20 protein-coding genes are annotated in these 24,617 nt (G+C 40.9%); 18 read left to right on the top strand and 2 right to left on the bottom strand.

What is annotated here, in order from left to right:
- Positions 1–7 precede the first annotated feature (7 nt).
- Positions 8–3,073, bottom strand: a complete 3,066-nt coding sequence (locus tag E0E36_RS04115; RefSeq protein WP_207303714.1) for a SusC/RagA family TonB-linked outer membrane protein — start codon at positions 3,071–3,073, stop codon at positions 8–10.
- 295 nt (positions 3,074–3,368) lie between these two features.
- On the opposite strand from E0E36_RS04115, the gene E0E36_RS04110 reads away from it, so the two are divergent.
- From E0E36_RS04110 to argH, 15 genes are all read left to right on the top strand, one after another.
- Complete coding sequence (locus E0E36_RS04110; protein ID WP_013664326.1) at positions 3,369–4,061, top strand: NUDIX hydrolase; 693 nt, start codon at positions 3,369–3,371, stop codon at positions 4,059–4,061.
- A 170-nt stretch (positions 4,062–4,231) separates the two neighbouring features.
- Positions 4,232–5,923, top strand: coding sequence for a ribulokinase (locus E0E36_RS04105; RefSeq protein WP_130854816.1), 1,692 nt, complete (start codon positions 4,232–4,234; stop codon positions 5,921–5,923).
- A 5-nt stretch (positions 5,924–5,928) separates the two neighbouring features.
- Positions 5,929–6,636, top strand: coding sequence for an L-ribulose-5-phosphate 4-epimerase (locus E0E36_RS04100; protein ID WP_130854815.1), 708 nt, complete (start codon positions 5,929–5,931; stop codon positions 6,634–6,636).
- 176 nt (positions 6,637–6,812) lie between these two features.
- Positions 6,813–8,312 (top strand): L-arabinose isomerase, encoded by a 1,500-nt coding sequence (araA, locus tag E0E36_RS04095; protein ID WP_130854814.1) that lies wholly within the window; start codon positions 6,813–6,815, stop codon positions 8,310–8,312.
- A 66-nt stretch (positions 8,313–8,378) separates the two neighbouring features.
- Complete coding sequence (locus E0E36_RS04090; protein WP_130854813.1) at positions 8,379–10,076, top strand: sodium:solute symporter family transporter; 1,698 nt, start codon at positions 8,379–8,381, stop codon at positions 10,074–10,076.
- A gap of 547 nt (positions 10,077–10,623) precedes the next feature.
- On the top strand, positions 10,624–11,319 hold the full coding sequence (locus E0E36_RS04085) for an N-acetyltransferase (protein WP_013664331.1): 696 nt from the start codon (positions 10,624–10,626) through the stop codon (positions 11,317–11,319).
- 180 nt (positions 11,320–11,499) lie between these two features.
- Positions 11,500–12,687, top strand: coding sequence for an argininosuccinate synthase (argG, locus tag E0E36_RS04080; protein ID WP_130854812.1), 1,188 nt, complete (start codon positions 11,500–11,502; stop codon positions 12,685–12,687).
- An 82-nt stretch (positions 12,688–12,769) separates the two neighbouring features.
- Positions 12,770–13,741: an N-acetyl-gamma-glutamyl-phosphate reductase gene (argC, locus tag E0E36_RS04075; protein WP_130854811.1), complete on the top strand. Its 972-nt coding sequence runs from the start codon at positions 12,770–12,772 to the stop codon at positions 13,739–13,741.
- A 41-nt stretch (positions 13,742–13,782) separates the two neighbouring features.
- Positions 13,783–14,145, top strand: a complete 363-nt coding sequence (locus tag E0E36_RS27900; RefSeq protein WP_149105117.1) for a four helix bundle protein — start codon at positions 13,783–13,785, stop codon at positions 14,143–14,145.
- 27 nt (positions 14,146–14,172) lie between these two features.
- On the top strand, positions 14,173–15,312 hold the full coding sequence (locus tag E0E36_RS04070) for an aspartate aminotransferase family protein (protein ID WP_013664335.1): 1,140 nt from the start codon (positions 14,173–14,175) through the stop codon (positions 15,310–15,312).
- A gap of 81 nt (positions 15,313–15,393) precedes the next feature.
- Entirely contained in the window at positions 15,394–16,392 is a 999-nt protein-coding gene (locus E0E36_RS04065) for a Rossmann-fold NAD(P)-binding domain-containing protein (RefSeq protein WP_013664336.1), read from the top strand.
- A 23-nt stretch (positions 16,393–16,415) separates the two neighbouring features.
- Positions 16,416–17,192 (top strand): acetylglutamate kinase, encoded by a 777-nt coding sequence (gene argB / locus E0E36_RS04060; RefSeq protein ID WP_041387970.1) that lies wholly within the window; start codon positions 16,416–16,418, stop codon positions 17,190–17,192.
- Positions 17,193–17,216: 24 nt separating this feature from the next.
- On the top strand, positions 17,217–18,020 hold the full coding sequence (gene proC / locus E0E36_RS04055) for a pyrroline-5-carboxylate reductase (protein WP_013664338.1): 804 nt from the start codon (positions 17,217–17,219) through the stop codon (positions 18,018–18,020).
- Position 18,021: 1 nt separating this feature from the next.
- Positions 18,022–19,089: a M20 family metallo-hydrolase gene (locus tag E0E36_RS04050; protein WP_130854810.1), complete on the top strand. Its 1,068-nt coding sequence runs from the start codon at positions 18,022–18,024 to the stop codon at positions 19,087–19,089.
- A 163-nt stretch (positions 19,090–19,252) separates the two neighbouring features.
- Positions 19,253–20,584 (top strand): argininosuccinate lyase, encoded by a 1,332-nt coding sequence (argH, locus tag E0E36_RS04045; protein ID WP_130854809.1) that lies wholly within the window; start codon positions 19,253–19,255, stop codon positions 20,582–20,584.
- 90 nt (positions 20,585–20,674) lie between these two features.
- Here argH and pyrH read toward each other — a convergent pair whose 3' ends face one another.
- Positions 20,675–21,382, bottom strand: coding sequence for a UMP kinase (pyrH, locus tag E0E36_RS04040; protein ID WP_013664341.1), 708 nt, complete (start codon positions 21,380–21,382; stop codon positions 20,675–20,677).
- A 535-nt stretch (positions 21,383–21,917) separates the two neighbouring features.
- Here pyrH and E0E36_RS04035 point away from each other — a divergent pair.
- Genes E0E36_RS04035 through E0E36_RS04025 form a run of 3 tightly spaced genes read left to right on the top strand, consistent with a single transcriptional unit; the run spans position 21,918 to position 24,556 of the window.
- Positions 21,918–22,544: an SAM-dependent methyltransferase gene (locus E0E36_RS04035; protein ID WP_242627120.1), complete on the top strand. Its 627-nt coding sequence runs from the start codon at positions 21,918–21,920 to the stop codon at positions 22,542–22,544.
- Between the two features lie 52 nt (positions 22,545–22,596).
- On the top strand, positions 22,597–23,748 hold the full coding sequence (gene hemW / locus E0E36_RS04030) for a radical SAM family heme chaperone HemW (protein ID WP_130854808.1): 1,152 nt from the start codon (positions 22,597–22,599) through the stop codon (positions 23,746–23,748).
- The gene (locus tag E0E36_RS04025; RefSeq protein ID WP_130854807.1) at positions 23,735–24,556 is read left to right on the top strand and encodes an SDR family NAD(P)-dependent oxidoreductase; all 822 of its coding nucleotides are present in this window, start codon (positions 23,735–23,737) and stop codon (positions 24,554–24,556) included. The genes hemW and E0E36_RS04025 overlap by 14 nt, the downstream gene beginning before the upstream one ends.
- Positions 24,557–24,617 lie beyond the last annotated feature (61 nt).

The raw sequence follows: 24,617 nt of genomic DNA, 5'->3' as shown, positions 1-24,617 counted from the left end.
TTATATATTAAAACCCAACTTGTACTCCCAACATTAAAGTTCTTGGCTTCGGAAAGGAACCAAAATCAAACCCGGGCTCAAAGACCCCGGCAGTGAAATCAGGATTGTATCCTTTGTAAGATTGGAAAGTATATAAGTTTTGCGCCGTTGCATAGACCCGCAAGCGTTGAACGCCCTTGATCAATTTATCAGGTAAAGTATAGCCCAGTGATACCGTGTTGATCCGTAAATACGTTCCATCTTGCAGCCAGCCCTTTCTATCCGAGTCACGTCCGTTTCCATTGGGATCATTGGCTACCAAACGAGGGATTTCGGTGTTCGTGTTTGTCGGTGTCCAACGCTCCAAAATATCCTCATGTCTATTAATATAATCTGTCGTTAACATAAGGTCTCGGTACATTCTGCTATTGATTTTAAAGCCCGAACTACCGGATGCAAATAAGGTAAAATCTATTTTTTTGTAAGAGGCAGTGAAGTTCAATCCATAATTTAATCCCGGGATAGCACTTCCGAGATAGGCTCGGTCATCCGCATTAATCACATGGTCTCCATTTAAATCCTTAAACTTAAGGTCTCCGGGTGCTGTTCCTGCACTTTGAAAAGCATGCGCATTTACTTCTTCGACCGATTGAAAGATACCTTCCGTCACATAGCCAAAATGCTGTCCCACTTCGCCTCCAATTTCCGTTTTGGAGCCAGCACCATAAATAGGTTCATTATTATCACCCAAAGCCAATACTTTATTCTTAATTGTACTTACATTTGCGGCAATACTAAAATTAAAATCTCCTTGGGTTTTATTATAGGCTGCCATAAACTCAAACCCTGAATTCTGCAAACTTCCCGTATTAACTGTCGGTGCCTTATTAACCGATCCCGTTGAACCGGGAATAGGAACACCAACCAATATATCAGTGGTTTTATTGCGATAATATTCTACGGTAAAATCTATTAGTCCATTCAGCAAAATACCATCCAAACCGATGTTGGAGGTAACTTTAGATTCCCATTTGATATCAGGCGACACTAAACTTGTTTGAAGTCCGCCGAACACTTTTTGGCCATTAAAGTTGTAGACAATATTCGGATTGATATAGCTCATATATAAGTAATCCCCAATATTTTGATTTCCCAGCTTGCCATAACTCGCTCGCAGCTTTAAGTCACTTACAATATCCTTCGATACCTTAAAAAATGGTTCATTGGTCAACTTCCATCCCAAAGCAATCGAGGGGAAATAACCGAACCTATTGCTAGGACTAAATCGGGAAGATCCATCTCGACGGATATTGGCAGTCAGGAGGTACTTATCATCGTAATTATATGTAATACGGCCTAAATAAGATGAAAGCGCATTTTCGTCAATGGTGCCGGAGGCCGTTTTATTGCTTCCATTGTCTAAAATTGGGAAATATGGCTCTGTAAAGGCTTCTGAATGTCCACTACGAACTAATGCAGATCCATACTGGTAGGTTTGCCCGATCAGTGCCGTGAGCGCATGTTTTCCAAACTTTTTTTCATAATTCAAGGTGTTCTCTACCAAGCCCGTTGTATAGGTGCGTTGCCCGTCGTCTAATCTGGAAATATTTGAATGGAAAAAATATCCCAAATCGAAGGCAGGTTGAAAAGCGTAATCCCGCGCCTGTGTTTTGTCGTATCCTAAATTTAATTTATATCGTAAGCTATGCCCATTCTTGTTTATTAAATCGATCTCTCCATAAGCAGTTGCAAACATGCGATCGACGTCTGTATAATTCTCAAACAAACTATTGATGGCAATTGCATTAAGCGATATAACATCATGGATATTCGACTCCGTACCGCCAAAACCTCCCTTATTATTAGGATCATAAATCATTTGTGTTGGAATAGCTTCCACCAAATCGATCACCAATGGCGGGCGACTGCCAGTCAATATGGTATTATTGTAGGTAAGTGTATTTTCGTGCGAGTGTGTATAGGTAAAAGTTTGGCCAACTTTGAAAATACCTTTTCTGGCAGTTGTATTGATGCGTGCAGTATACCGATCATAACTAGGTCCATTGCCAACAAAAGTACCGTCATTACCAAGGTAGTCGAAAGAAAGGTTATAGGTCGTATTTTCCCCACCACCCATAAAATTGAGATTATGGTTTTGCCTTGATCCGTTTTTTAATCCTTCCTTTTGCCAATCCGTATCCACGTTATCAATAAATAGTGGTGAAGATGGATCATTTCCCGGAATGAGCGGTAACCCGGCATTGGTTCTTACTTCATTGGCAATCAACTGATAATCGGTGCGCTTTAAAACCGGTATACGTTGCCAAACTTTATCCACCCCATAGGATCCATTATACTCAATATTTAACGGCGTATTTTTCTTACCCTGTTTTGTTGTAATTATCACCACTCCGTTGGCTGCCATAGAACCGTATATAGCACCTGCTGAAGCGTCCTTTAAGACCTGCATCGATTCGATATCATTAGGGCTGAAATCACGTATGGACGTGCCCACAGGAACACCGTCTACCACATATAGCGGCTGTGCATTACCAAAAGTGCTTACGCCTCGAATTCTTACATTTGGGCTGGCACCGGGCTGTCCATCGCTATTTACGGTAATACCCGGACTCCGTCCCTGTAATAGCTGGGAAATATCATTTGTTAAGTATTTCTTGGATTCGGCAACATCCACAATAGCAACAGAGCCAGTAATGTCTGCTTTTCGCTGCGTTCCGTATCCCACCACCACCACTTCTTCCAATCCCAGTAAATCCTCTTCCAAGGTTATGTCGTAGATGAATTGTCCGGAAACTAAAGGGACTTCTTTTTTTATATACCCAACATTGGTAAATACCAGCTTGCCAATTAAGGCCGGTACTTGAACTTGATAAAAACCATTGAGATCACTTGTAGTTCCGATTTTCGAGCCTGGTAGACTTACGCTGATACCGGGTATAGGCTCTCCTTTTTTATCAGTTACCTTCCCTTTAATTTGCGTGCTCTGTTGGCTCCACCCCAAATGGCTTAGCAGAAGCGCCATGTATACTATCAAAGCGCTACGCCAATTGAATTTTAAATTGATTCGTTGCATGTGTTTATATATTGGTTATTCGTTTTAAGCGTAATCGGTCGGAACGAATATAGAAGCTTTTTATTAAATGTCAATGGAACATTTAATAAAAAGTGTCAAAAAAACACTTCTTTGAATACTTAATCGTTTAAACAAATGATTATCTTTGTAACATTGTCTGCTTTACCAATTTGATAAAGCAACTGGAATTTGACTATCTTTATCGCATGTAATGCAAACGTGGAACTAATTTTTACAGAATGCCGATAATTATCTTAAATGAATATTATCTTACCGATCTAATTACCTTTAAATTATGACGAAATACTCAAAACAAACACGCCTACTTGTTGCCGTAGACTGTATCATCTTTGGATTTGATGGGGAAAGTCTTAAATTGCTGCTTATACAAAGAGGCTTTGAGCCTGAAAAAAATAAATGGAGCTTAATGGGCGGATTCGTGGAGCCGAATGAAACACCTGAGGAAGCCGCTGCACGCGTCTTGAAGCAATTGACGGGTTTAGAAAATGTATATATGGAGCAAATGGAGGTCTTTGGCGAACCCAATCGAGATCCCATTGAGAGAACAATCAGTATTGCTTATTATGCACTTATTGACATTCGTAAATACAAAGATCAGTTAAGCAAGGAGTATCGTGCCGAGTGGATGCCACTAAAAGAAATACCGAAACTTATCTTTGATCATAATAGCATGGTAGAACATGCGAAGAAAAAATTACGCTATAAAGCCGCCCTGCATCCAATACTCTTCGAGTTACTGCCCGAAAAATTTACTATCCCCCAAATACTGACTCTTTATGAGGGTGTTTATGATATTGTATTGGATAAAAGAAACTTTAATAGAAAACTTTTGTCAACAGGTTTATTAGTTCGTCAAAAAGATAAGGATAAAGAGAATTCGAAAAAGGGTGCATTTTATTACAAGCTCAATAAGGAAACCTATAAAGATAAAATAAGTTCATTCTTAAACTTTATACCTAACCCTTAATTTTTTTCATGCACATTTTTTCGATAATATTTTTTTATCTAAAAAAATAAATGTTATTTTGACACGAAATAGCAGAAGAGATTGACAGACTGACCAATTAGTATCGTAAACTCACAGCACTGTAATTCTCTGGGTATAAAAATTAAAGAACGAAATACACTTTAGTATATATGGACAATGCATATGTTATCGGAGTAGACTACGGCACGGATTCGGTGCGATCTGTGCTCGTGAATGCCCGTAATGGACAAGAGATCGCTTCCTCGATCTATCATTACCCCCGGTGGAAAAAAGGTTTATATTGTAATCCTTCCATCAACCAATTTAGGCAACATCCCTTAGATTATATTGAAGGTCTGGAATATACGATTAAAGACTGCTTAAAGCAGAGTGGTGAACAGATATCAGCCAATGTAAAGGCTATCGCAGTTGATACAACCGGATCAACACCAGTTGCCGTTGATAAAACAGGTACACCGTTAGCACTGCTTCCTGCTTTCGAGGAAAATCCAAACGCAATGTTTGTACTCTGGAAAGATCATACATCCGTAAAGGAAGCAGACGAGATCAATCAAACCGCCAAAAAATTTGATATAAACTACCTGCAATACGTGGGAGGCATCTATTCCTCTGAATGGTTTTGGGCGAAGTTGCTCCATATTTTACGTAAAGACAAAGCGATCGCCAACAACATTTTCACTTGGGTTGAACATTGCGATTGGATTCCGTTTTTACTAACCGGTGGCAAAGATGCGCTACATATAAAAAGAGGTGTATGCTCGGCCGGTCATAAATCCCTTTGGAACGAGTCATTTGACGGTTATCCACCAAACGAATTCTTTATTGCTGTCGATCCTTTGCTAAATGGCTTTACCGACAATATTTCAGCAGATACCTATACGGCCGATAAAAAGGCGGGCAATTTATGTGAAGAGTGGGCGCAAAAACTCGGACTCAGCACATCGGTAGTGATCGGAATTGGCGCCTTCGACGCCCACATGGGAGCTGTGGGTGGACAAATTGAGCCATACTATTTAAGCAAGGTAATGGGCACGTCTACCTGCGATATGTTAGTGGCTCCGAACCATGAAGTAGATGGCATCTTAGTAAGCGGTATTTGTGGCCAGGTAAATGGTTCTGTCATTCCCGGCATGCTCGGAATGGAGGCCGGTCAGTCTGCGTTTGGTGATGCCTATGCCTGGTTCAAAAATCTTTTAATGTGGCCACTAAAAAATCTTTTGTCAACAAATGATAATCCGGCATTGGACGATTTGGCGAACCAACTAGAACAGCAGATTATACCGCAACTGAGTAAACTCGCCGAGAAGATCGAACCTAATATTCAGCAAGAATTTGCAATCGACTGGCTAAACGGAAGACGGACACCTGATGCTAACCAGGCGCTTAAAGGAGCTTTTTTCGACCTAAACCTGGGAACAGACGCGGTGCAGCTCTTTAGAGCATTAGCAGAAGCAACTTGTTTTGGCGCTAAGAAAATTGTTGATCGCTTCAATGAACAAGGTGTACCGGTTAAAGGCTTAATTGGCATGGGAGGTGTCGCCAGAAAAGCACCATTTATCATGCAAATGATGGCTGATGTAATGGATATGCCCATAAAAATCCATCGATCGGAACAAACTTGTGCGATTGGAGCCGCTATGTTTGCAGCCACTGCGGCAGGCATTTACACCAAAGTAGAAGAGGCTATGTCTGCCATGGGCCAAGGCTTTGACGCTGAATATCACCCGAATCCGCAAAGAGTTGCGATTTATAAACTACGCTACGAAAAGTATACACAAATGGGTATGCTCATTGAAGAGAAGTTAACCTCAAAAGACAATATATTAACTCATATCGCTTAAAATTCATGGCTAATTTTAATTATCAAGATATAAGAGAGGCTGCATATGAAAGCAATATGCAGCTTCCTAAACTAGGTCTGGTGCTTTTTACATTTGGCAATGTCAGCGTTGTCGATCGAGCTAAAGGAGTTTTTGCCATTAAACCAAGTGGTGTGCCTTACGAAAAATTAAGTCCCGAAAACATGGTGATTGTCGATTTTGAGGGCAATACCATTGAAGGTGACATGAGACCCTCTTCTGATACGAAAACCCATGCGGTATTATACAAACACTGGGAAAATATCGGCGGTATTGTCCATACCCATTCTACTTATGCTACTGCGTGGGCGCAAAGTCAGCGGGATATTCCCATATTTGGCACGACACACGCCGACCATCTTACTACCGATATTCCATGTGCTCCGCCCATGGCCGATCACATGATCAAAGGTAATTATGAATATGAAACAGGCTTTCAGATCCTTAACCACTTTAAGGATCACGGATTGGATTACCGGGAAGTGGAAATGATTTTGGTAGGAAACCACGCCCCCTTTACTTGGGGAAAGACCGCAGAAAAAGCAGTGTACAATAGCGCTGTCTTGGAAACGGTGGCACAAATGGCCTTATTAACGGAACAGATTAATCCCAATGCGCCACGCCTTAAAGATTCATTGATCAAAAAACATTTCGAGCGGAAGCATGGACCGGATTCTTATTATGGACAACAGTAGTTTTAAGTGATGAGTTTTACGTGGTAAGTTTAAATTTACAACAGGGAATAAGCCCCCTGTTTCCCAGCTCCTAAGCCACAGACAAAGGCTGGAAAATCAATAAACGTAAAACTGAAAACTTCTAGGAATATCTTGATACTTGATACAAAACAAATAACGAACAACGAAATATAGATATGCTAAATTTAAAAACTTTTGACGTCTGGTTTATAACAGGAAGTCAAGATTTATACGGTCCTGAAACCCTTGCGCAGGCTGCGGAGCACGCTAAAAAGATTGCTGATTATTTGACGGATCAAGCACTGATTCCGGTTAATATTGTGTACAAACCAATTGTAAAAAACTCGGAAGAAATATATAACACCATCGCAGAGGCAAACAAAGACGCCAATTGTATTGGCATTATTACCTGGATGCACACGTTCTCTCCGGCAAAAATGTGGATCAGGGGATTGAACGCTCTCAAAAAACCCCTCTTACATCTGCACACGCAGTATAATCGAGATATTCCGTGGGACAGTATTGACATGGATTTCATGAACCTCAATCAGAGTGCACATGGCGACCGGGAATTTGGGTTCATCGTTTCCAGGATGCGGATCAACAGAAAAGTGGTGACCGGCTTCTGGCAGGATGAAGATGTTGCCAAAAAGATTGGTATCTGGACTAGGGCCGCCGCCGCTTGGAACGATTGGCAAGGCGCGAAGTTTGTTCGCTTTGGCGATAACATGCGATATGTTGCTGTAACCGATGGAGATAAAGTGGAAGCAGAAATGAAATTCGGTTTCTCGGTTAATACTTATGCCATTGGTGATCTAGTAGCTGAGATAAACAAAGTAAGTGATGAAGCGGTTGCAGCACTGGTAAAAGTATATGAAGAAGAATATATACTTGCCGATAACGCGAAAGAAGGCGGAGCGCAACGGCAACACGTACTAGATGCAGCAAAAATCGAAATCGGTTTAAAGAACTTCCTGGAAGCAGGCGGTTATAAAGGATTTACAGACACCTTTGAGGATTTGCACGGTTTAGTACAACTTCCAGGTATTGCCGCCCAAAGGCTTATGCAACAAGGGTATGGTTTTGCAGGAGAAGGCGATTGGAAAACACCGGCTTTGGTTCGTGCCTGCAAAGTAATGGCTTCGGGTCTACCTGGAGCGAATGCTTTCATGGAAGACTATACGTATCACTTCGATCCTGATAATGCAATGGTACTCGGGTCACATATGCTTGAAGTAGACGCTTCCTTAGCAAAAGATAAACCTCGTTTAGAAGTTCATCCTTTAGGTATTGGCGGAAAGGCAGATCCGGCCCGACTTGTTTTTAATGCAGCAGGCGGAAAGGCATTGAATGCCTCATTAGTGGATATGGGAAACAGGTTTCGCCTTATTGTGAATGTTGTAGAAGGAGTTGATGTACAAAATGAAATACCAAAGTTACCGGTTGCACGCGTTCTTTGGAAACCATTACCGGATATGAAAACCGCATGTACCGCTTGGATCTATGCCGGTGGTGCGCACCATACCGTTTATAGCCAAAATCTAACAAGTGAGTACCTGGAAGATTTTGCACGTATAGCGGGTATTGAATTTGTAAAAATTGATGAAAACACGAAGCTTGGTCAATTCGAAAATGAATTGAAATGGAGTGAGGTGTTTTATCAGATCCAAAAATAAAATAAAAGGTGGCGGAACGGCTCTTTTCGCCACCTTTTTTGCTAACCTTTTAACCTTAACTCCATTATGGGAAAATTTGCACAAATTGATTACATCATATTTCTCGTCTATTTTGTAGTAGTAGCGGGATATGGATATTGGATTTATCGCAAAAAAAACAATGCGAACGCCAGTAGTAAAGATTACTTTTTAGCTGAAGGATCGTTAACCTGGTGGGCAATTGGCGCTTCGCTTATCGCCTCCAATATATCGGCAGAGCAATTCATCGGTATGAGCGGCAATGGATTTACCGTCGGGGTTGCTGTTGCAGCCTACGAGTGGATCGCGGCCCTGGCTCTTATTATTGTAGCCGTGTGGTTCATTCCTGTTTATCTGAAAAACAAGATTTTCACCATGCCGCAATTTTTAAATAATCGGTACAATGAAACAACCAGTCTAATCATGGCTGTATTCTGGTTGTTCCTTTATGTTTTTGTAAATCTAACGTCAATCTTATTCTTAGGAGCTTTAGCTATTAATAATTTGGCCGGCGGTGGAAGCTTTCATACGATTGTGTTGGCTCTATCGGTCTTTGCCGTTGTAATTACCCTGGGCGGTATGCGCGTAATCGGTTTTACGGACGTTATTCAGGTGCTGGTACTTATTATTGGTGGCGTAGCTACAACTTATGTAGCGCTTACACTTGTCAGCGAACATTTTGGTTTAGGCAAAGATGTATTGGCCGGCTTCTCGCAACTTATGAAGGATTCGCCGGAGCATTTTAAAATGATTATCGAAAAGCCGACTGCTTCGTCATCCCAGGAGGAAATTAATAAGTACCTTATGCTCCCCGGCTTAGGCATGTACTTAGCAGGGATATGGATTGTCAATCTAAATTATTGGGGTTGCAATCAATATATTACCCAACGCGCTTTGGGTGCTGATTTAAAAACCGCACGTACGGGAATTCTTTTTGCCGGATTTTTGAAGCTTTTTATGCCGGTTATCGTTATGCTTCCCGGGATCGCCGCTTATGTTCTATACAAAAATGGCGCTTTGCAGGAAGAAATGGCACCGGGCGGACATTTCAACCCTGACAATGCCTATTCGGCTATTCTAGGTTTTCTGCCTGATGGCATGAAAGGGCTATCATTAGCTGCCTTAACCGCAGCCATTGTTGCTTCGTTAGCAGGAAAGGCCAACAGTATAGCCACTATTTTCACCATGGACATCTATAAAAAGTATATGAATAAAGATGCGTCGGAAAGAAATCTGGTCAATGTTGGAAAAATTACCGTAATCATCGCGATTGCAGCATCAATTCTCTTCACGTGGGACGATATGCTTGGAATCGGCGGAGAGGGCGGTTTTACTTTTATTCAAAAATATACCGGTTTTATCAGTCCAGGTGTATTGGCAATGTTTTTATTAGGTATGTTTTGGAAACGAACTACAGGAGCTGCAGCCATCGTAGGACTTATTATGGGTTTTGCTTTATCGGTAGTTTTTAACAATTACGCGCCGACGTGGTTTGGAAATGACACTTTGTTATATACGGCTTATCCAAACGGGCGCGGTGGTTATGAAATTCCTTTTCAGATTTGCATGGGCCTTTCGTTTCTGTTCACTGTTATTGCAATGATCGCTGTTAGTTTGGCAGGACCAAAAATTAATCCCAAAGCATTCGTTTTAGACACTAAAATGTTTAAAGTAGAACCTTCCGTAATGGTTATGATTGTATTGACTTTACTATTAGTTAGTGCGCTTTACGTAAGATTCTGGTAATCTCCCGAAAATGGGATACCTCTTATATTGCCTTTCAGTTACAAGAGGTATCCCATTCTATACACCTTTTAATGGAATATAACGCCACAGCCTTCGTTTTACACCTTTAAAGAAATCCTAAAAATGGGAGTCAAGCCATAACATTATCAAAACTGCCAAGCAAAATCGATAAAATATTACTAATTTTATACAATAAATATTGCATAAACCAAATTTTATTTTTTACATTTGCAACCATTATTAAATAAGGAAAGATTCTTTATAACATGAATATTGCTAATATGCATATAAATATTGCTAAGCATTCCAATCCAGGAAGTGCGCAAGTAATCCCGTGCATAAAAGCGATTGGCAACAAACTTGTTTTAAGAGTCCGACGACCCATTATGCCCCGGGCTTGATTCGAGGGCATACCCACTCCACAAAAAGTACAATAGCGAGTCCGGTTATTGTATCCATCAAAAACAATTAACAAAAAGGTAATCAAAATCAAACGGTAGAGCAAAATGTGTTTTATTGTTTTGTTCTCTTGGGTCATTCACATTCAATGAATACTTCAAATTTTGTTGTTATTCCTGCAAATGAATCGCATATCGGATATGCCGAACAGATTTGCAATGAAATGGCGGAATCTGCCAAAGCACGCGGTACGGGTATTGCACGTCGAAAACCGGAATATATTGCTAATAAGATGCTTGAGGGAAAAGCTGTAATAGCGCTCCATAAAGATGGCACTTGGGCAGGTTTTTGTTATATCGAAACTTGGAGCCATGGTGAATATGTTGCCAATTCCGGCCTCATCGTTAATCCGGTTTTCCGAAAAGAAGGGTTAGCTAAAGCTATTAAAAAGCGGATTTTTGACTTATCGCGCGAAAAATACCCGAAGGCAAAAATCTTTGGTCTGACCACTGGTTTTGCAGTAATGAAAATCAATTCGGAGCTGGGGTATGAACCCGTCCCCTATTCAGAGTTAACCCAAGACGAAGAATTTTGGAAAGGTTGTCAAAGTTGTGTAAATTACGATATCTTAATGAGTAAAGACCGTAAAAATTGTATGTGCACAGCTATGTTATGGGACCCTGTGGAGAAGGAAAAAGAGCTTCGACAAAAAATTGAGCAAAAAGCGAAAGCAAAAGAACGTTTGAAACAGATGCAAAAAAAGCACTCCTTATTAAAACGTATCGAATTAAGTTTGAGAAGAAGGAGCAAAATTATCGCTACCTTGTTTTTAGCGTACGATTAGTTGATGTATTCGTTACTGCTTACAGTAATTACAATATAAGCTAAGCCTGTAAAAGACAGGTATAACCGAGTGTTAGGAGCTCATTTATGCCAATAAGAGCCTTCACTCATCATATTCTATAAGATGGATTTGCCGGCGTACTGCAAGCGAGTTCATTCCGTTTAATAATAAATTATTCTAATGAAAAAGAAAGTAGTATTAGCATTTAGTGGAGGATTAGACACCTCATTCTGTGCCATTTACCTATCCAAAGATATGGGCTTAGAAGTTCATTCCGTCATCGTCAATACGGGAGGATTTTCGGAAGATGAACTTAAACAGATCGAAGCACGCGCTTATGAGCTCGGTGTTGCGTCACATGCTACAGTTGATGAAACCCAAAACTATTATAACGAAAGTATAAAGTATCTTATCTACGGTAACGTATTAAAAAATGCAACCTATCCCTTATCGGTAAGTGCCGAGCGTGTATGCCAAGCAACTGCAATTGCAAACTATGTAAAGAAAATCGACGCAAACTTCGTTGCCCATGGAAGTACTGGTGCAGGTAATGATCAAGTACGTTTCGATATGATCTTTAATATCCTGATTCCGGACGTAGAAATCATAACACCTATTAGGGACTTGAAATTAAGCCGCGAATCTGAAATCGATTACTTGCATAATCATGGTGTAACCTACAGTGCCGAAAAAGCAAAATACTCGATTAATAAAGGCATTTGGGGCACTTCAGTGGGAGGAAAAGAAACCTTAACATCCCATGAAACATTACCGGAAGAAGCATGGCCCACACAAGTGACAGCAAGTGAAAGCAGAAGAATTACCATCGAATTCGAGAAAGGTGAGCCGGTAGCACTTGACGGTGAACGGCTAGGTCCGGTAAAAGTGATACAAAAATTGCAGTCGATTGCCCAGCCATACGGAATAGGAAGAGATATACACGTAGGAGACACAATCATTGGCATCAAAGGAAGAGTCGGTTTTGAAGCGGCAGCACCGGTTGTTATTATTAAAGCTCATCATACACTTGAAAAACACACACTTACGAAATGGCAGTTAAGTTGGAAAGATCAGTTAGCTTCTTTTTATGGTAACTGGATGCACGAGGGGCAATTTCATGATCCTATTATGAGAGATATTGAAGCCTTTTTGCAAAGCTCACAGGAAATGGTCAGTGGTCAAGTATTCGTTGAATTAAACCCGTATCGATTTAATATAATTGGCGTGGAATCCAAGCATGATTTAATGTCCAGTAAGTTCGGAAGTTATGGAGAGATGAATAATGCATGGACTGGCGAAGATGTAAAGGGATTCTCTAAAATCTTTGGAAATCAAGTAATGATATGGCATAAGGTTAATAAGTTGTAAGTTTTAAGTAATGAGTTATAAGTATCGAGTGAGTAAGAAAAAAACGTATAACGTATTACTTATAACTCAAAACTATTCTGATATGAATAAAATAAAAGTAGGGATTGTTGGCGGAGCCGGCTATACCGGAGGAGAGCTTTTAAGGGTTCTCATTAATCATCCTCATGTAGAAGTTGCCTTTGTCAATAGTAACAGTAACGCAGGGAACCCGGTTCATTCCGTGCATACTGATCTATTTGGCGATACAGAGCTGAAATTTACCGATGAGCTTCCCCAAAATATTGATGTCTTATTTCTGTGTGTTGGTCATGGTGCGGCCCGGAAATTTTTAGAGGCAAACCGGATAGCCGAATCCATTCGGATAATTGATCTGAGCCAGGATTACAGATTGAAGTCAAAGGCGGAAAACTTTGTTTATGGTTTACCCGAGCTTCAACGGGATAAAATAAAAACGGCGCAGCATATCGCGAACCCGGGCTGTTTTGCTACAGCGATTCAATTGGGCTTGCTGCCGTTGGCAGCTAAAGGACTGCTGGCTTCGGAAATACATATCAATGCAACAACCGGCTCTACCGGTGCCGGACAGAGCTTATCACCGACATCCCATTTTAGCTGGAGGAATAATAACCTTTCCGTATATAAGGCTTTCGAGCATCAACATCTACATGAGATCGGAGAAAGTCTTATTCAACTGCAATCTTCGTTTGATCAAACAATCAATTTTGTGCCACAACGTGGTGCATTTACCCGAGGTATTTTAGCCTGTACTTATTTGGAGTCAACATTATCTATAGAGGAGGCATCAGATTTATATAGCCACTATTATGCAAGTCATCCATTTACTCACGTAAGTCCGGGCAACATCGATTTAAAACAAGTGGTGAACACGAATAAAGCACTGATTCATTTAGAGAAACATGGTACTAAATTGATGATTATCTCCATCATCGATAATCTTCTAAAAGGTGCAAGCGGACAAGCCGTACAAAACATGAATCTTCTATTCGGATTGGAGGAAACGACTGGATTGAAGCTTAAAGCCGTTGGTTTTTAAGTTATAAGTTATAAGTAGTATGTTATACGTTTAACTTCAAAATGCAAAATTATAAAGAATTGATTGTATGGGTAAAGTCGCATCAAACTACTCTTAATATCTATAAAATCAGCGCGGCTTTTCCTAAAGAAGAACAATACGGTTTAACCAGTCAGTTGCGGAGGTCTACAGCTTCTATACCTGCGAATATTGCAGAAAGATGTGGAAGGCCCTCCCAAAAAGATTTTATTCACTTTTTGAGCATTTCGTTAGGATCTGCAAACGAAACAGAATACTTTTTACTACTTGCAAATGATTTAGGCTATTTATCACAAAAAACTTTTGAATCGCTCAACGACGAAATTAATCAGATAAAAGCAATGCTCATTTCGCTCATAACAAAAATACGTAGCACGATAGCTTAAAACGTAAAACTTAATACTCATAACGCAATGAAACTCTTTGACGTATACCCTATAAATCCCATTGAAATTGTAAAAGGAGTTGGCTCTTATGTTTATGATGCCACTGGCCGGGAATACTTAGACCTATATGGAGGACACGCAGTTATCTCCATAGGCCATAGCCATCCGCATTATATACAGCGTATAACAGATCAACTGAATAAGATAGGTTTTTACTCTAATTCGATTGAGATACCGCTTCAAAAACAACTCGCTGAGCTACTGGGCAAAGTTTCTGACAAAAAAGATTACCAGCTTTTTTTATGTAACTCCGGCGCCGAAGCTAATGAGAATGCGCTCAAATTGGCGTCTTTTTACAATGGTCGCAAAAAAGTGATCGCATTCAAAGGCGCTTTCCACGGAAGAACATCACTAGCGGTTTCGGCAACTGACAATCCCAAGATTATCGCTCCGGTAAACGAGACGGAAAATGTTATTTTCCTTCCTTTCAATGACGAAGACGCACTTGAAAAAATCTTTGCGGAACAAGGAGAAGCGATATCTTCCGTCATTATTGAAGGAATTCAAGGCGTTGGTGGTATACGGGTAGCCAACCACAGCTTCCTTCAGAAAATACGGAGCTTAACCGAACAGTATAATGCAATCTTTATTGCTGATTCTGTACAATGCGGCTACGGACGCTCCGGAAAATTTTACTCCCATGACCATGCAAACGTACAAGCAGATATTTATAGCATGGCCAAGGGTATGGGTAATGGCTTCCCGATAGGTGCCATTTCCATTTCACCCAAGATTAAGCCTTGGTTTGGTGAATTAGGTACCACTTTCGGGGGGAATCATCTTGCATGCGTAGCCGCCTTAGCCGTTTTGGAGACGATGGAGAAGGAACAACTCGTGCAGAACGCATTGCAAATTGGACGCTATTTAATGAGCGAATTAAAGGGATTTGATAAAATCAAAGAAATAAGAGGTGAAGGTTTAATGATCGGCATCGAGCTTCCGGAAGAGCTAAATCAGGTCAAGAAAGATCTATTATTTAAAAACCATATATTTACAGGAGAGGCAAAGCCTAATGTGATCCGCTTACTGCCTGCATTGAATTTAGGAAAGAAGGAGGCGGACAGGTTTTTGGAGGCATTATCGGAGAGATTAAGAAGTTATAAGTAATAAGTTTCACGTCGTAAGTGCCTAAAGCTTAAAACGGACAACCTGTAACTTAAAACGTACAACTATTAAAAAAGAGATTCAATGAAGAAATTTTTTTCAGTAGCGGATGTAGATAATTTATCAACTATTGTCAAAGAAGCATTAGCGCTTAAAGCTGCACCGAATGCTCATCGCAAATTGGGAGAACATAAGATGCTCGGACTTGTTTTCCTGAATCCAAGTTTACGCACACGACTTAGTACACAGAAAGCTGCTATAAACTTGGGAATGGATGTTATGGTCATGAATATGGATAAGGATGGCTGGGCGCTTGAAACCAGGGATGGCGTTGTGATGGATGGCACAACGGTTGAACATATTCGGGAGGCGGCGGCCGTAATGGGTGAATATTGTGATGTTTTGGGCTTACGTTCCTTCCCAGGCTTAAAAGATCGTAAAGAAGACTATAGCGAAGACCTTTTTAATAAATTTTCAACTTACTGCAAAAAACCCCTTGTTAGCTTAGAGAGTGCTACACGTCACCCGCTTCAAAGCTTAACAGATTTAATTACGATCTTAGAGCATACGCCATCCACGTCTAAAGAAGTGGACGGTAAATTTTCAACAGTTACAGCCAAGCCAAAAGTTGTTCTTACCTGGGCTCCACATGTTAAAGCATTACCGCAAGCGGTTCCCAATTCATTCTCCGAATGGATGTGTAAAGCCCAAGAGCAGGGATTGTTAGATTTTACTATTACCCATCCTGAAGGATACGAGCTCGATGAGCACTTTACAAACGGGGCTACAATCACCACCAATCAGAATGAGGCTCTAAAAAACGCTGATTTCGTCTATGTTAAGAATTGGTCGAGCTATCAAGAGTATGGCAAAATACTGGTTACAGGAAGAGAATGGATGCCCACACCCGAGAAGCTTAAAGTAACAAACCATGCAAAAGTGATGCATTGTTTGCCGGTAAGAAGGGATCTGGAATTATCATCAGCCCTACTAGACGGTCCGGACTCATTGGTTATTCAAGAGGCTGGTAATCGCGTATGGGCGGCTCAGGTTGTATTGAAAAGGATATTGGAAAATCTATAAGAGCCACTTATATAATCCCTCATATGGAAAAACTAAATATCGTAAAAATAGGTGGCAATATTGTAGAGAATGAAACCGCGCTATCTGCGTTTACTAACGTTTTTGCCAATTTGAAAGGAAAGAAAATATTAGTGCACGGTGGAGGAAAAATTGCCAGTAAGTTAGCAAGCGATCTAGGCATCGAGGCAAAAATGGTCAATGGCAGACGGATAACGGATCTCGAAACGCTGAAAATTGTGACCATGGTATATGCCGGCTTGACAAACAAAAGCATTGTCGCGCTATTACAAGCGAACCACTGCGATGCGATTGGACTAAGTGGAGCAGATGGGAACACGATTCGCACCATTAAACGCCCTGTCAAAGAGATCGATTATGGATTTGCGGGCGATATGACCCCAACTTCGATTCATAACAAGCGTATCCAAAGTCTGCTCGAACTCGGCTTATGCCCTGTATTTTCCGCTATAACCCATAACGGAGAAGGTCAGTTATTAAACACAAATGCCGATACCATTGCTTCTGCATTAGCCGTAGGGCTCGCCTCAAACTATGATATTTCTCTAATTTACTGCTTCGAAAAAAGAGGCGTATTAAAAGATATAGAAGACGAAGGCTCCGTTATTACGCAAATTAATCGTACTCATTATAGCATGTTAAAGGAGCAAGGTATTATTGCCGACGGCATGATTCCAAAACTTGATAATGCTTTTGATGCCATTTCAAAAGGTGTCAAGAAAGTAATTATTAAACATGCGAATGATTTAACAGATGAGCAAGCAGGAACAACCATTTTTTAACGCAAATAATTCAACACGAACATTATGCCTAAGATTACCATCATAGGAAGCGGCAACATCGGCCTATCCTTGGCAAAAGGACTGATAGCGAAGGCTTATTGTAATGCCTCCGATATAACGCTCACGAGAAGGAACATCAGAAATATGTCACAGGAAGCCAAACTTGGATTTAAGCTTTCGGACAATAATAGAGAAGCAGTTCTTGATGCTAATATCATTGTTCTGGCGGTTCTCCCTCAGCAACTAAATCAAGTATTGGAACAAATCAATGGAGCCGTAATTGCCGATAAACAGCTTGTTGTTTCAGTAATTTCAGGCGTAAGCTGCCGAGATATCCGTCATAAGCTGGGCGATGCTGTACAAGTAATACGGGCGATGCCGAACACCGCTATCGCCATTGGACAATCGATGACTTGTATCGCCTCTGATAATGCACACGAGCAGCATATGGACGAGGTCACTCGCTTATTTGAAACCGTAGGTGCTGTAGTTACCATCAATGAAGATTTGATGACCTCTGCCACTGCGCTTTGTGCTTGCGGGATTGCCTTTTTCTTAAGAAGTATTCGCGCGGCTTCTCAGGGAGGTGTTGAAATTGGATTTCATGCCCACGATGCATTAAAGATGGCTGTTCAAACCGCAAAGGGTGCGGCCGACTTGTTATTGCAAATGCAAAGCCATCCGGAAAGCGAAATTGATAAAGTAACCTCACCAAAAGGCTGCACAATTGCCGGCCTAAACGAGATGGAACATAACGGTTTTAGCTCTGCCTTTATCAAAGGCATTAAGCTCTCTGCGGAACGGGCCGGCGGGCTATATAAGGAATAAGATGGACGCATTAATAAGGGATAGCATCAATTTATTGAAAGACCTAATTGAAATTCCATCTTTCAGCAAGGAAGAAACCGGGACAGCAGATCGAATTCAGCGCTTCTTCCAAGAGCGGGATATACCCTGTTATAGGAAGTTAAATAACGTTTGGGCTTACAATCAGTTTTATGACAAGCGTAAACCCACAATTTTATTAAATTCTCACCACGACACAGTAAAACCGAATACAGGTTACTCCCGCGATCCCTTTAAAGCAGCTGTAAGCGATGGTAAATTATATGGCTTGGGAAGTAACGATGCAGGTGGACCGCTAGTCTCTCTCATCGCAACTTTCTTACATTTTTATCCTTTACAAGAACTCCATTACAATATATGCATAGCAGCAACTGCAGAGGAAGAAATCTCAGGAAGGAATGGAATTGAGCTGATATTTCCCTTATTAGAGCCCATAGATTTTGCCATTGTAGGTGAGCCCACGGAGATGCATCTCGCCATTGCCGAAAAAGGGCTAATGGTACTTGACTGCATGGCCCAGGGGGCGTCAGGACATGCAGCAAGAGAAGAAGGCGATAATGCGATCTATAAAGCCATGAAAGACATTGAGTGGTTCCGCGCCTATAAATTCCCTAAAGAATCCGCTATCTTCGGCCCTATAAAAATGAGTGTAACAGTCATCAATGCCGGATCCCAACATAATGTAGTCCCGGCAACCTGCAGTTATGTAGTGGACGTGCGCACAACCGATGCTTATTCCAATGAAGAAGTACTGGCTATCATCCGCCAATATGTGGCAAGCGATGTACAGCCGAGATCCACTCGACTCAATCCTTCATCAATAACAAAAGACCATCCTTTTGTGAAAGCGGGAGTGGCTTTAGGCAGGAAAACATATGGGTCGCCCACCATGAGTGACCAAGCGCTCATTCCGGTGCCGTCTTTAAAAATGGGTCCCGGTGATTCCGCCCGCTCTCATAGTGCGGATGAATTTATATATCTTCGCGAAATTGAAGAGGGAATAGAACTTTATGTAGCTTTGCTAAGCAAGGTCTTAGCTATTAGCAATTAACTTTCGGTTATCAGCAATCGGAGATTGGCACTCGGCTAATGGCTTTTTTACTTTTTAATTTTGAATTTTAATTTCTTATGAAATGTCCATGACTGCAAAACACAAACTCGAATGAAAATAATCTGGACATTCATATGACCTTTCAAAGACAAATTATTTACATATGAAACTTTGGCAAAAAGAAACGGAAGTAGAGCAATCGGTCGAAAAATTCACAGTAGGAAACGATCGAGCACTTGATATATTTTTGGCTCCTTTTGATGTATTAGGATCCCTGGCGCATACGCAGATGCTCGAAAGCATTGGCCTATTGACAAAAGACGAACTAGCGGTTATTCAAGAAGAGCTCAAAAAGATTTATCGCGAAATTGAGACGGGTGGTTTTACAATTGATGAGCATGTGGAGGACGTTCACTCTCAGATTGAGCTATTGCTCACGCAACGTATCGGAGATGCCGGAAAGAAAATACACAGTGGTCGTTCAAGAAACGATCAGGTATTGGTCGACCTCAAACTTTACTTTAGAAACGAGATCAAACAAATTGTAGAAAATACTAAGTTTTTATTCGAGCTACTCATAGAACTAAGTAATCAATACCGGGAAGTGTTAATGCCGGGGTATACCCATTTGCAAATTGCTATGCCTTCCTCATTTGGGCTTTGGTTTGGTGCTTACGCTGAAAGCTTAGTAGACGATCTGGAGCTTATGTTGGCCGCTTGGAAGATATGCAATAAGAACCCTTTGGGTTCCGCAGCAGGCTATGGTTCTTCCTTTCCATTGAACAGAACATTAACCACCGAATTATTGGGTTTTGAGACCTTAAACTACAACGTTGTATACGCACAGATGGGCCGTGGAAAGACAGAACGAGTCTTAGCACAAGGAATGAGTGCAATCGCCGCGTCACTAGCAAAAATGGCCATGGATGCCTGCCTATATATGAATCAAAATTTCGGATTCATTAGTTTTCCCGATAAATTGACCACAGGATCCAGCATCATGCCCCATAAAAAAAACCCGGACGTCTTTGAACTTATCCGAGCTCGCTGCAATAAAATCCAGGCCTTGCCAAATGAAATCGCTTTGATGACCACAAATCTTCCTTCGGGATATCATCGAGACTTGCAGTTGCTGAAAGAGAATTTATTTCCTGCCTTTCAATCCATCAACGACTGCCTTCAAATGATGCACTTAATGCTGAGCAATATTAAAGTCAATACAAATATTCTCGAGGATCCAAAATACAACTACTTATTCAGTGTAGAAGTGGTGAATCATGAAGTGTTACAAGGCGTCCCTTTTAGAGAGGCTTATAAAAACATCGGTTTGGCAATAGAAAAAGGGACTTTTAAACCCATTAAGGAAGTAAAGCACACGCACGAAGGGAGCATCGGAAACTTACAAAACAAAGAAATAAAAAACCTCTTCGATAAGGTCCTGGGCGAATTTGGTTTCCATAAAGTGGACCGAGCCTTAAAGGAATTGCTTCAATAAGGACGAAAGGTGAAGATGTAGGGCATAACGCATAAGGTTATCAAATTAACCATAAGCCTTATACCCTACATCCCACTCCTTTAAGCTGCCTTAGTCTTTTACCAAAGTACCTATTAGCTCGCCTTGTGCTAAACGAACTAAATTGCCACTTTTGTTCATGTCAAATACGATAATCGGCAATTTATTCTCTTGGCATAAAGTAAAGGCTGTCATATCCATTACATTCAATCCTTGATTATATACATCTTGGAAGGTAATCTGGTCAAACTTAGTTGCATTAGGATCCTTTTCCGGATCGGCAGTATAGATACCGTCTACCCGAGTACCTTTTAACACAACATCCGCATTGATTTCAATAGCTCTTAAAGAAGCCGCCGTATCCGTAGTAAAGTATGGGTTTCCAGTACCGGCACCAAAAATTACGATTCTACCTTTTTCCAGATGCCTTACTGCCCTTCTTCGGATAAACGGCTCGCAAATCTGCTCCATTTTTATCGCTGTGAGCAGGCGCGTTTTCATGCCAGCCTTTTCTAACGCATCCTGTAAAGCCATGCTGTTGATGACGGTGGCCAGCATGCCCATGTAGTCAGCTTGCACACGATCCATCCCTGCTTTTTCTGCACTCAGTCCACGGTAAATGTTTCCGCCTCCAATAACAATTGCAATCTCTACCCCTTCATCATAGACAGCTTTTATGTCTTGTGCGTACTGGGCGACACGGTCGATATCGATACCGTACTGTTTGTTACCCATTAAAGCTTCTCCGCTAAGTTTAAGTAGGATACGTTTGTATTTCATTTGTATATAATTATTGATAAGTATTTACATTATTTTGCCCGTACAATTCCTCAACTTGTGGGTCGTCATTAACAACGACGCAAAATTGGGTAGCTATGTTATTTGGGGGGAAAGTATACAAGATAAATAAGGGATTGATAAAACTCGTATTTTCTTGTGATATAAAATGGTGGATATTCATCCAGATGTTATTTAATTTTTAAAGATATATAGCGTAGTCTTTTCAATGTATCTTTCAAAACAACGATTTTGTCAAGGGGATTCTTATTCATCTTTTGAAATTTCACGCTCCCGGCAATTACGTCCCTAACCTGTATGCGGTACCTATATGCTTTAGATAATGAAATAAGAACAGCCCGCCAAAGATATTAAAAAATCGTAATAATCCATTTACTCAAAATCTATCAGATGCATAACAATTTCATCACAAAGTGCGATGATCGCATTGCGCATCTACGTTCAAGAAGCTGTTTAAGTGAAACAGCGTCTTAAAAGGTAAAATACATTAGAAATTAGGTACGATTGTTGTACCTTTATGTCAAAACTTTTACCACAGACCTTAACACATTATATGGTTGTCGACTTAAATAAACGTTCGAAGTTAGCAGAAAAACTTCCGCTAGCTATCATACTTTTTTTATCAACATGCCTTGGACTCCTTTCCTGTTCTACTAAGAAGACCGGGACAGAACAATCTTTGGATGTTCCTTACGTAGCCAGTAAACCAGCGGTTGTTGAAGCGATGCTACAAATTGCCCAGGTAAACAAAAACGACTTGATATATGATTTAGGTTGCGGAGACGGCCGGATCGTTATTACGGCAGCTAAAGAGTATGGAGCCACCGGTGTTGGCGTAGATATAGATCCGAATAGAATTAAGGAAGCGAATCGAAATGCACAGAAAGAAGGTGTTAGCGACAAGGTTCAGTTCCTACAGCAAGATCTTTTTGACGTGGATTTCAGTAAAGCATCCGTGGTGACGCTGTATCTGCTTCCCTATGTCAATTTAAAACTGCGTCCAAAACTATTGGAACAATTAAAACCCGGTACGCGTATTGTCTCAAACGAATTTGATATGGGGGATTGGCAGCCTGAGAAAAAAATCAAAGTTGGCGAATCTACTATTTACTTCTGGACGATCCCGGAAAAGAAGCCTATATAAAATGAGTTAACGATGAAGAATAAATCCATTCCATTGCCTTAACTTTGCAGGCATGGGCGGTATTTACTTTCATATACCTTTTTGCAAACAAGCATGTCACTACTGTGATTTTCATTTCAGCACTTCAATCAAGTACAAAAATGAAATGTTGGAAGCCATGGCGAAAGAACTGCGCTTACAATCGAGCTATCTTCCCACCGATCGAATTAATACAATCTATTTTGGCGGAGGCACGCCTTCGATCTTAGAAGCATCGGAAATCAGTTTCTTACTGGATGAGGCAAGTCGCCATTACGACATTAGCAATACGGTTGAAATCACCCTGGAAGCAAATCCGGACGACTTAGGCAAAACAAAGATTGAAGCTTTTCGAAGAACTTCCATTAACAGATTCAGTATTGGTATCCAGTCGTTCTATGACGAAGATCTGAAATGGATGAACCGTGCGCATACTGCTCAAGAAGCCGATAGTGCGATAAAGCGAGTACAGGATGCCGGTTTTGAAGATATCACAGCCGACTTAATTTATGGCTATCCTTTGTTAACCGATGAAAAATGGTTAAACAATATACAGAAACTCGTACAGCTTCACATTCCGCATATCTCTGCTTACAGTTTGACAGTAGAGCCAAAAACAGCCTTAGCCCATCTCATAAAGGTAGGAAAATATAAAAAAATGGACGATGAACAGGCGGCAGCACAATTTCTTCAACTCATTGAAACGCTGGACGGCTATGCTTATGAGCATTACGAAATTTCAAATTTTGCATTACCGAGTCGTTATGCAAAACACAACACAAATTACTGGAAATCAAAGCCCTATTTAGGAATAGGTCCTTCCGCTCATTCGTTCAATGGATTACAACGGCAATGGAATATCAATAACAACCAGCAGTATATAACATCGATAAACCATCAGCGTGTTCCTGCTGAGGTCGAGACATTATCTGAAATCGATCGGATCAATGAGTATATCATGACTTCTTTACGAACAATGTGGGGGCTCGATCTAGAATACCTCGAACGTCTCTACGGAAGTGCCGCCCTGGGCTATGTTGTAAGCAATGCGAAGCAGTTTGAAGAAGATAACAAAATATATAGGGAGCGCGATTGCCTAAAACTGACCGTTTCAGGAAAATTGATGGCCGATTACATCGCTTCCGAACTTTTTATTGAAGAAGGATATGAACATGAAAAGATCTAAAAAAAATATAATACCTGCCGGTCATCGAGTTATTTGGATTATTGGCGCTTCAGCCGGAATAGGAGAAGGCTTGGCCAAGTACTATGCTTCTATAGGCGCTAAGCTTATCATTTCTGCCCGTTCGAGAGACAAGCTATACCAAGTAAAAGCAGCCTGCAAAGGCAATCCCATGAATGTCCATGTGTTACCTCTTGATTTAGAAGACGAAACTTCCCTGCCCGAAAAAGCACTGGAAGCATTACGCATATTTGGCAGAATCGACACATTGATCCATTCCGCCGGTGTAACCCAACGGGCCTTAGCCATAGACACAAAGTTATCCGTGGCACAAAAGATTATGGACATTAATTATTGGGGACCTGTAGCCATAACCCAAGCGGTATTACCCGCCATGCAACAACAGGGCAGAGGGCATATCATAGTTATAAGCAGCTTGATGGGAAAAATTGGAACGCGATTTAGATCTTCTTATGCAGCATCCAAACATGCATTACATGGTTATTTCGAATCCCTGCGACCGGAAATCTACGACGACAACATACACATTAGTATGGTATGCCCTGGTTTCGTAAACACCTCATTGGGCGAAAAAGCACTAATAGGCAATGGTGAAAAATATCAAAAGAAAGATGATGTCCACATCAAAGCAATGTCAGTATCCGAGTTCGTGAAACGCTTGATCCCTCATTTAGACAAACAAAAAGAAGAAATATTTATAGCGGGAAGTGAAATTAAAGCGATTTGGGCCAGTAAATATTTACCAGGCAAGCTCTTTAGGAGGAAAATCAGAGAAGCGAAAGTGATTTGAGCCGATGTATTAGCAGTTGTTAGTCGCACCTTATTCCTTCTACTTTCAAGAATGGTCGAGT

The sequence above is a fragment of the Olivibacter jilunii genome (genome assembly GCF_900607235.1).
Classification (GTDB): domain Bacteria; phylum Bacteroidota; class Bacteroidia; order Sphingobacteriales; family Sphingobacteriaceae; genus Olivibacter; species Olivibacter oleidegradans.
The sequence above is the reverse complement of the archived record's forward strand: the minus strand, read 5'-3'. Positions and strand labels throughout refer to the sequence as shown.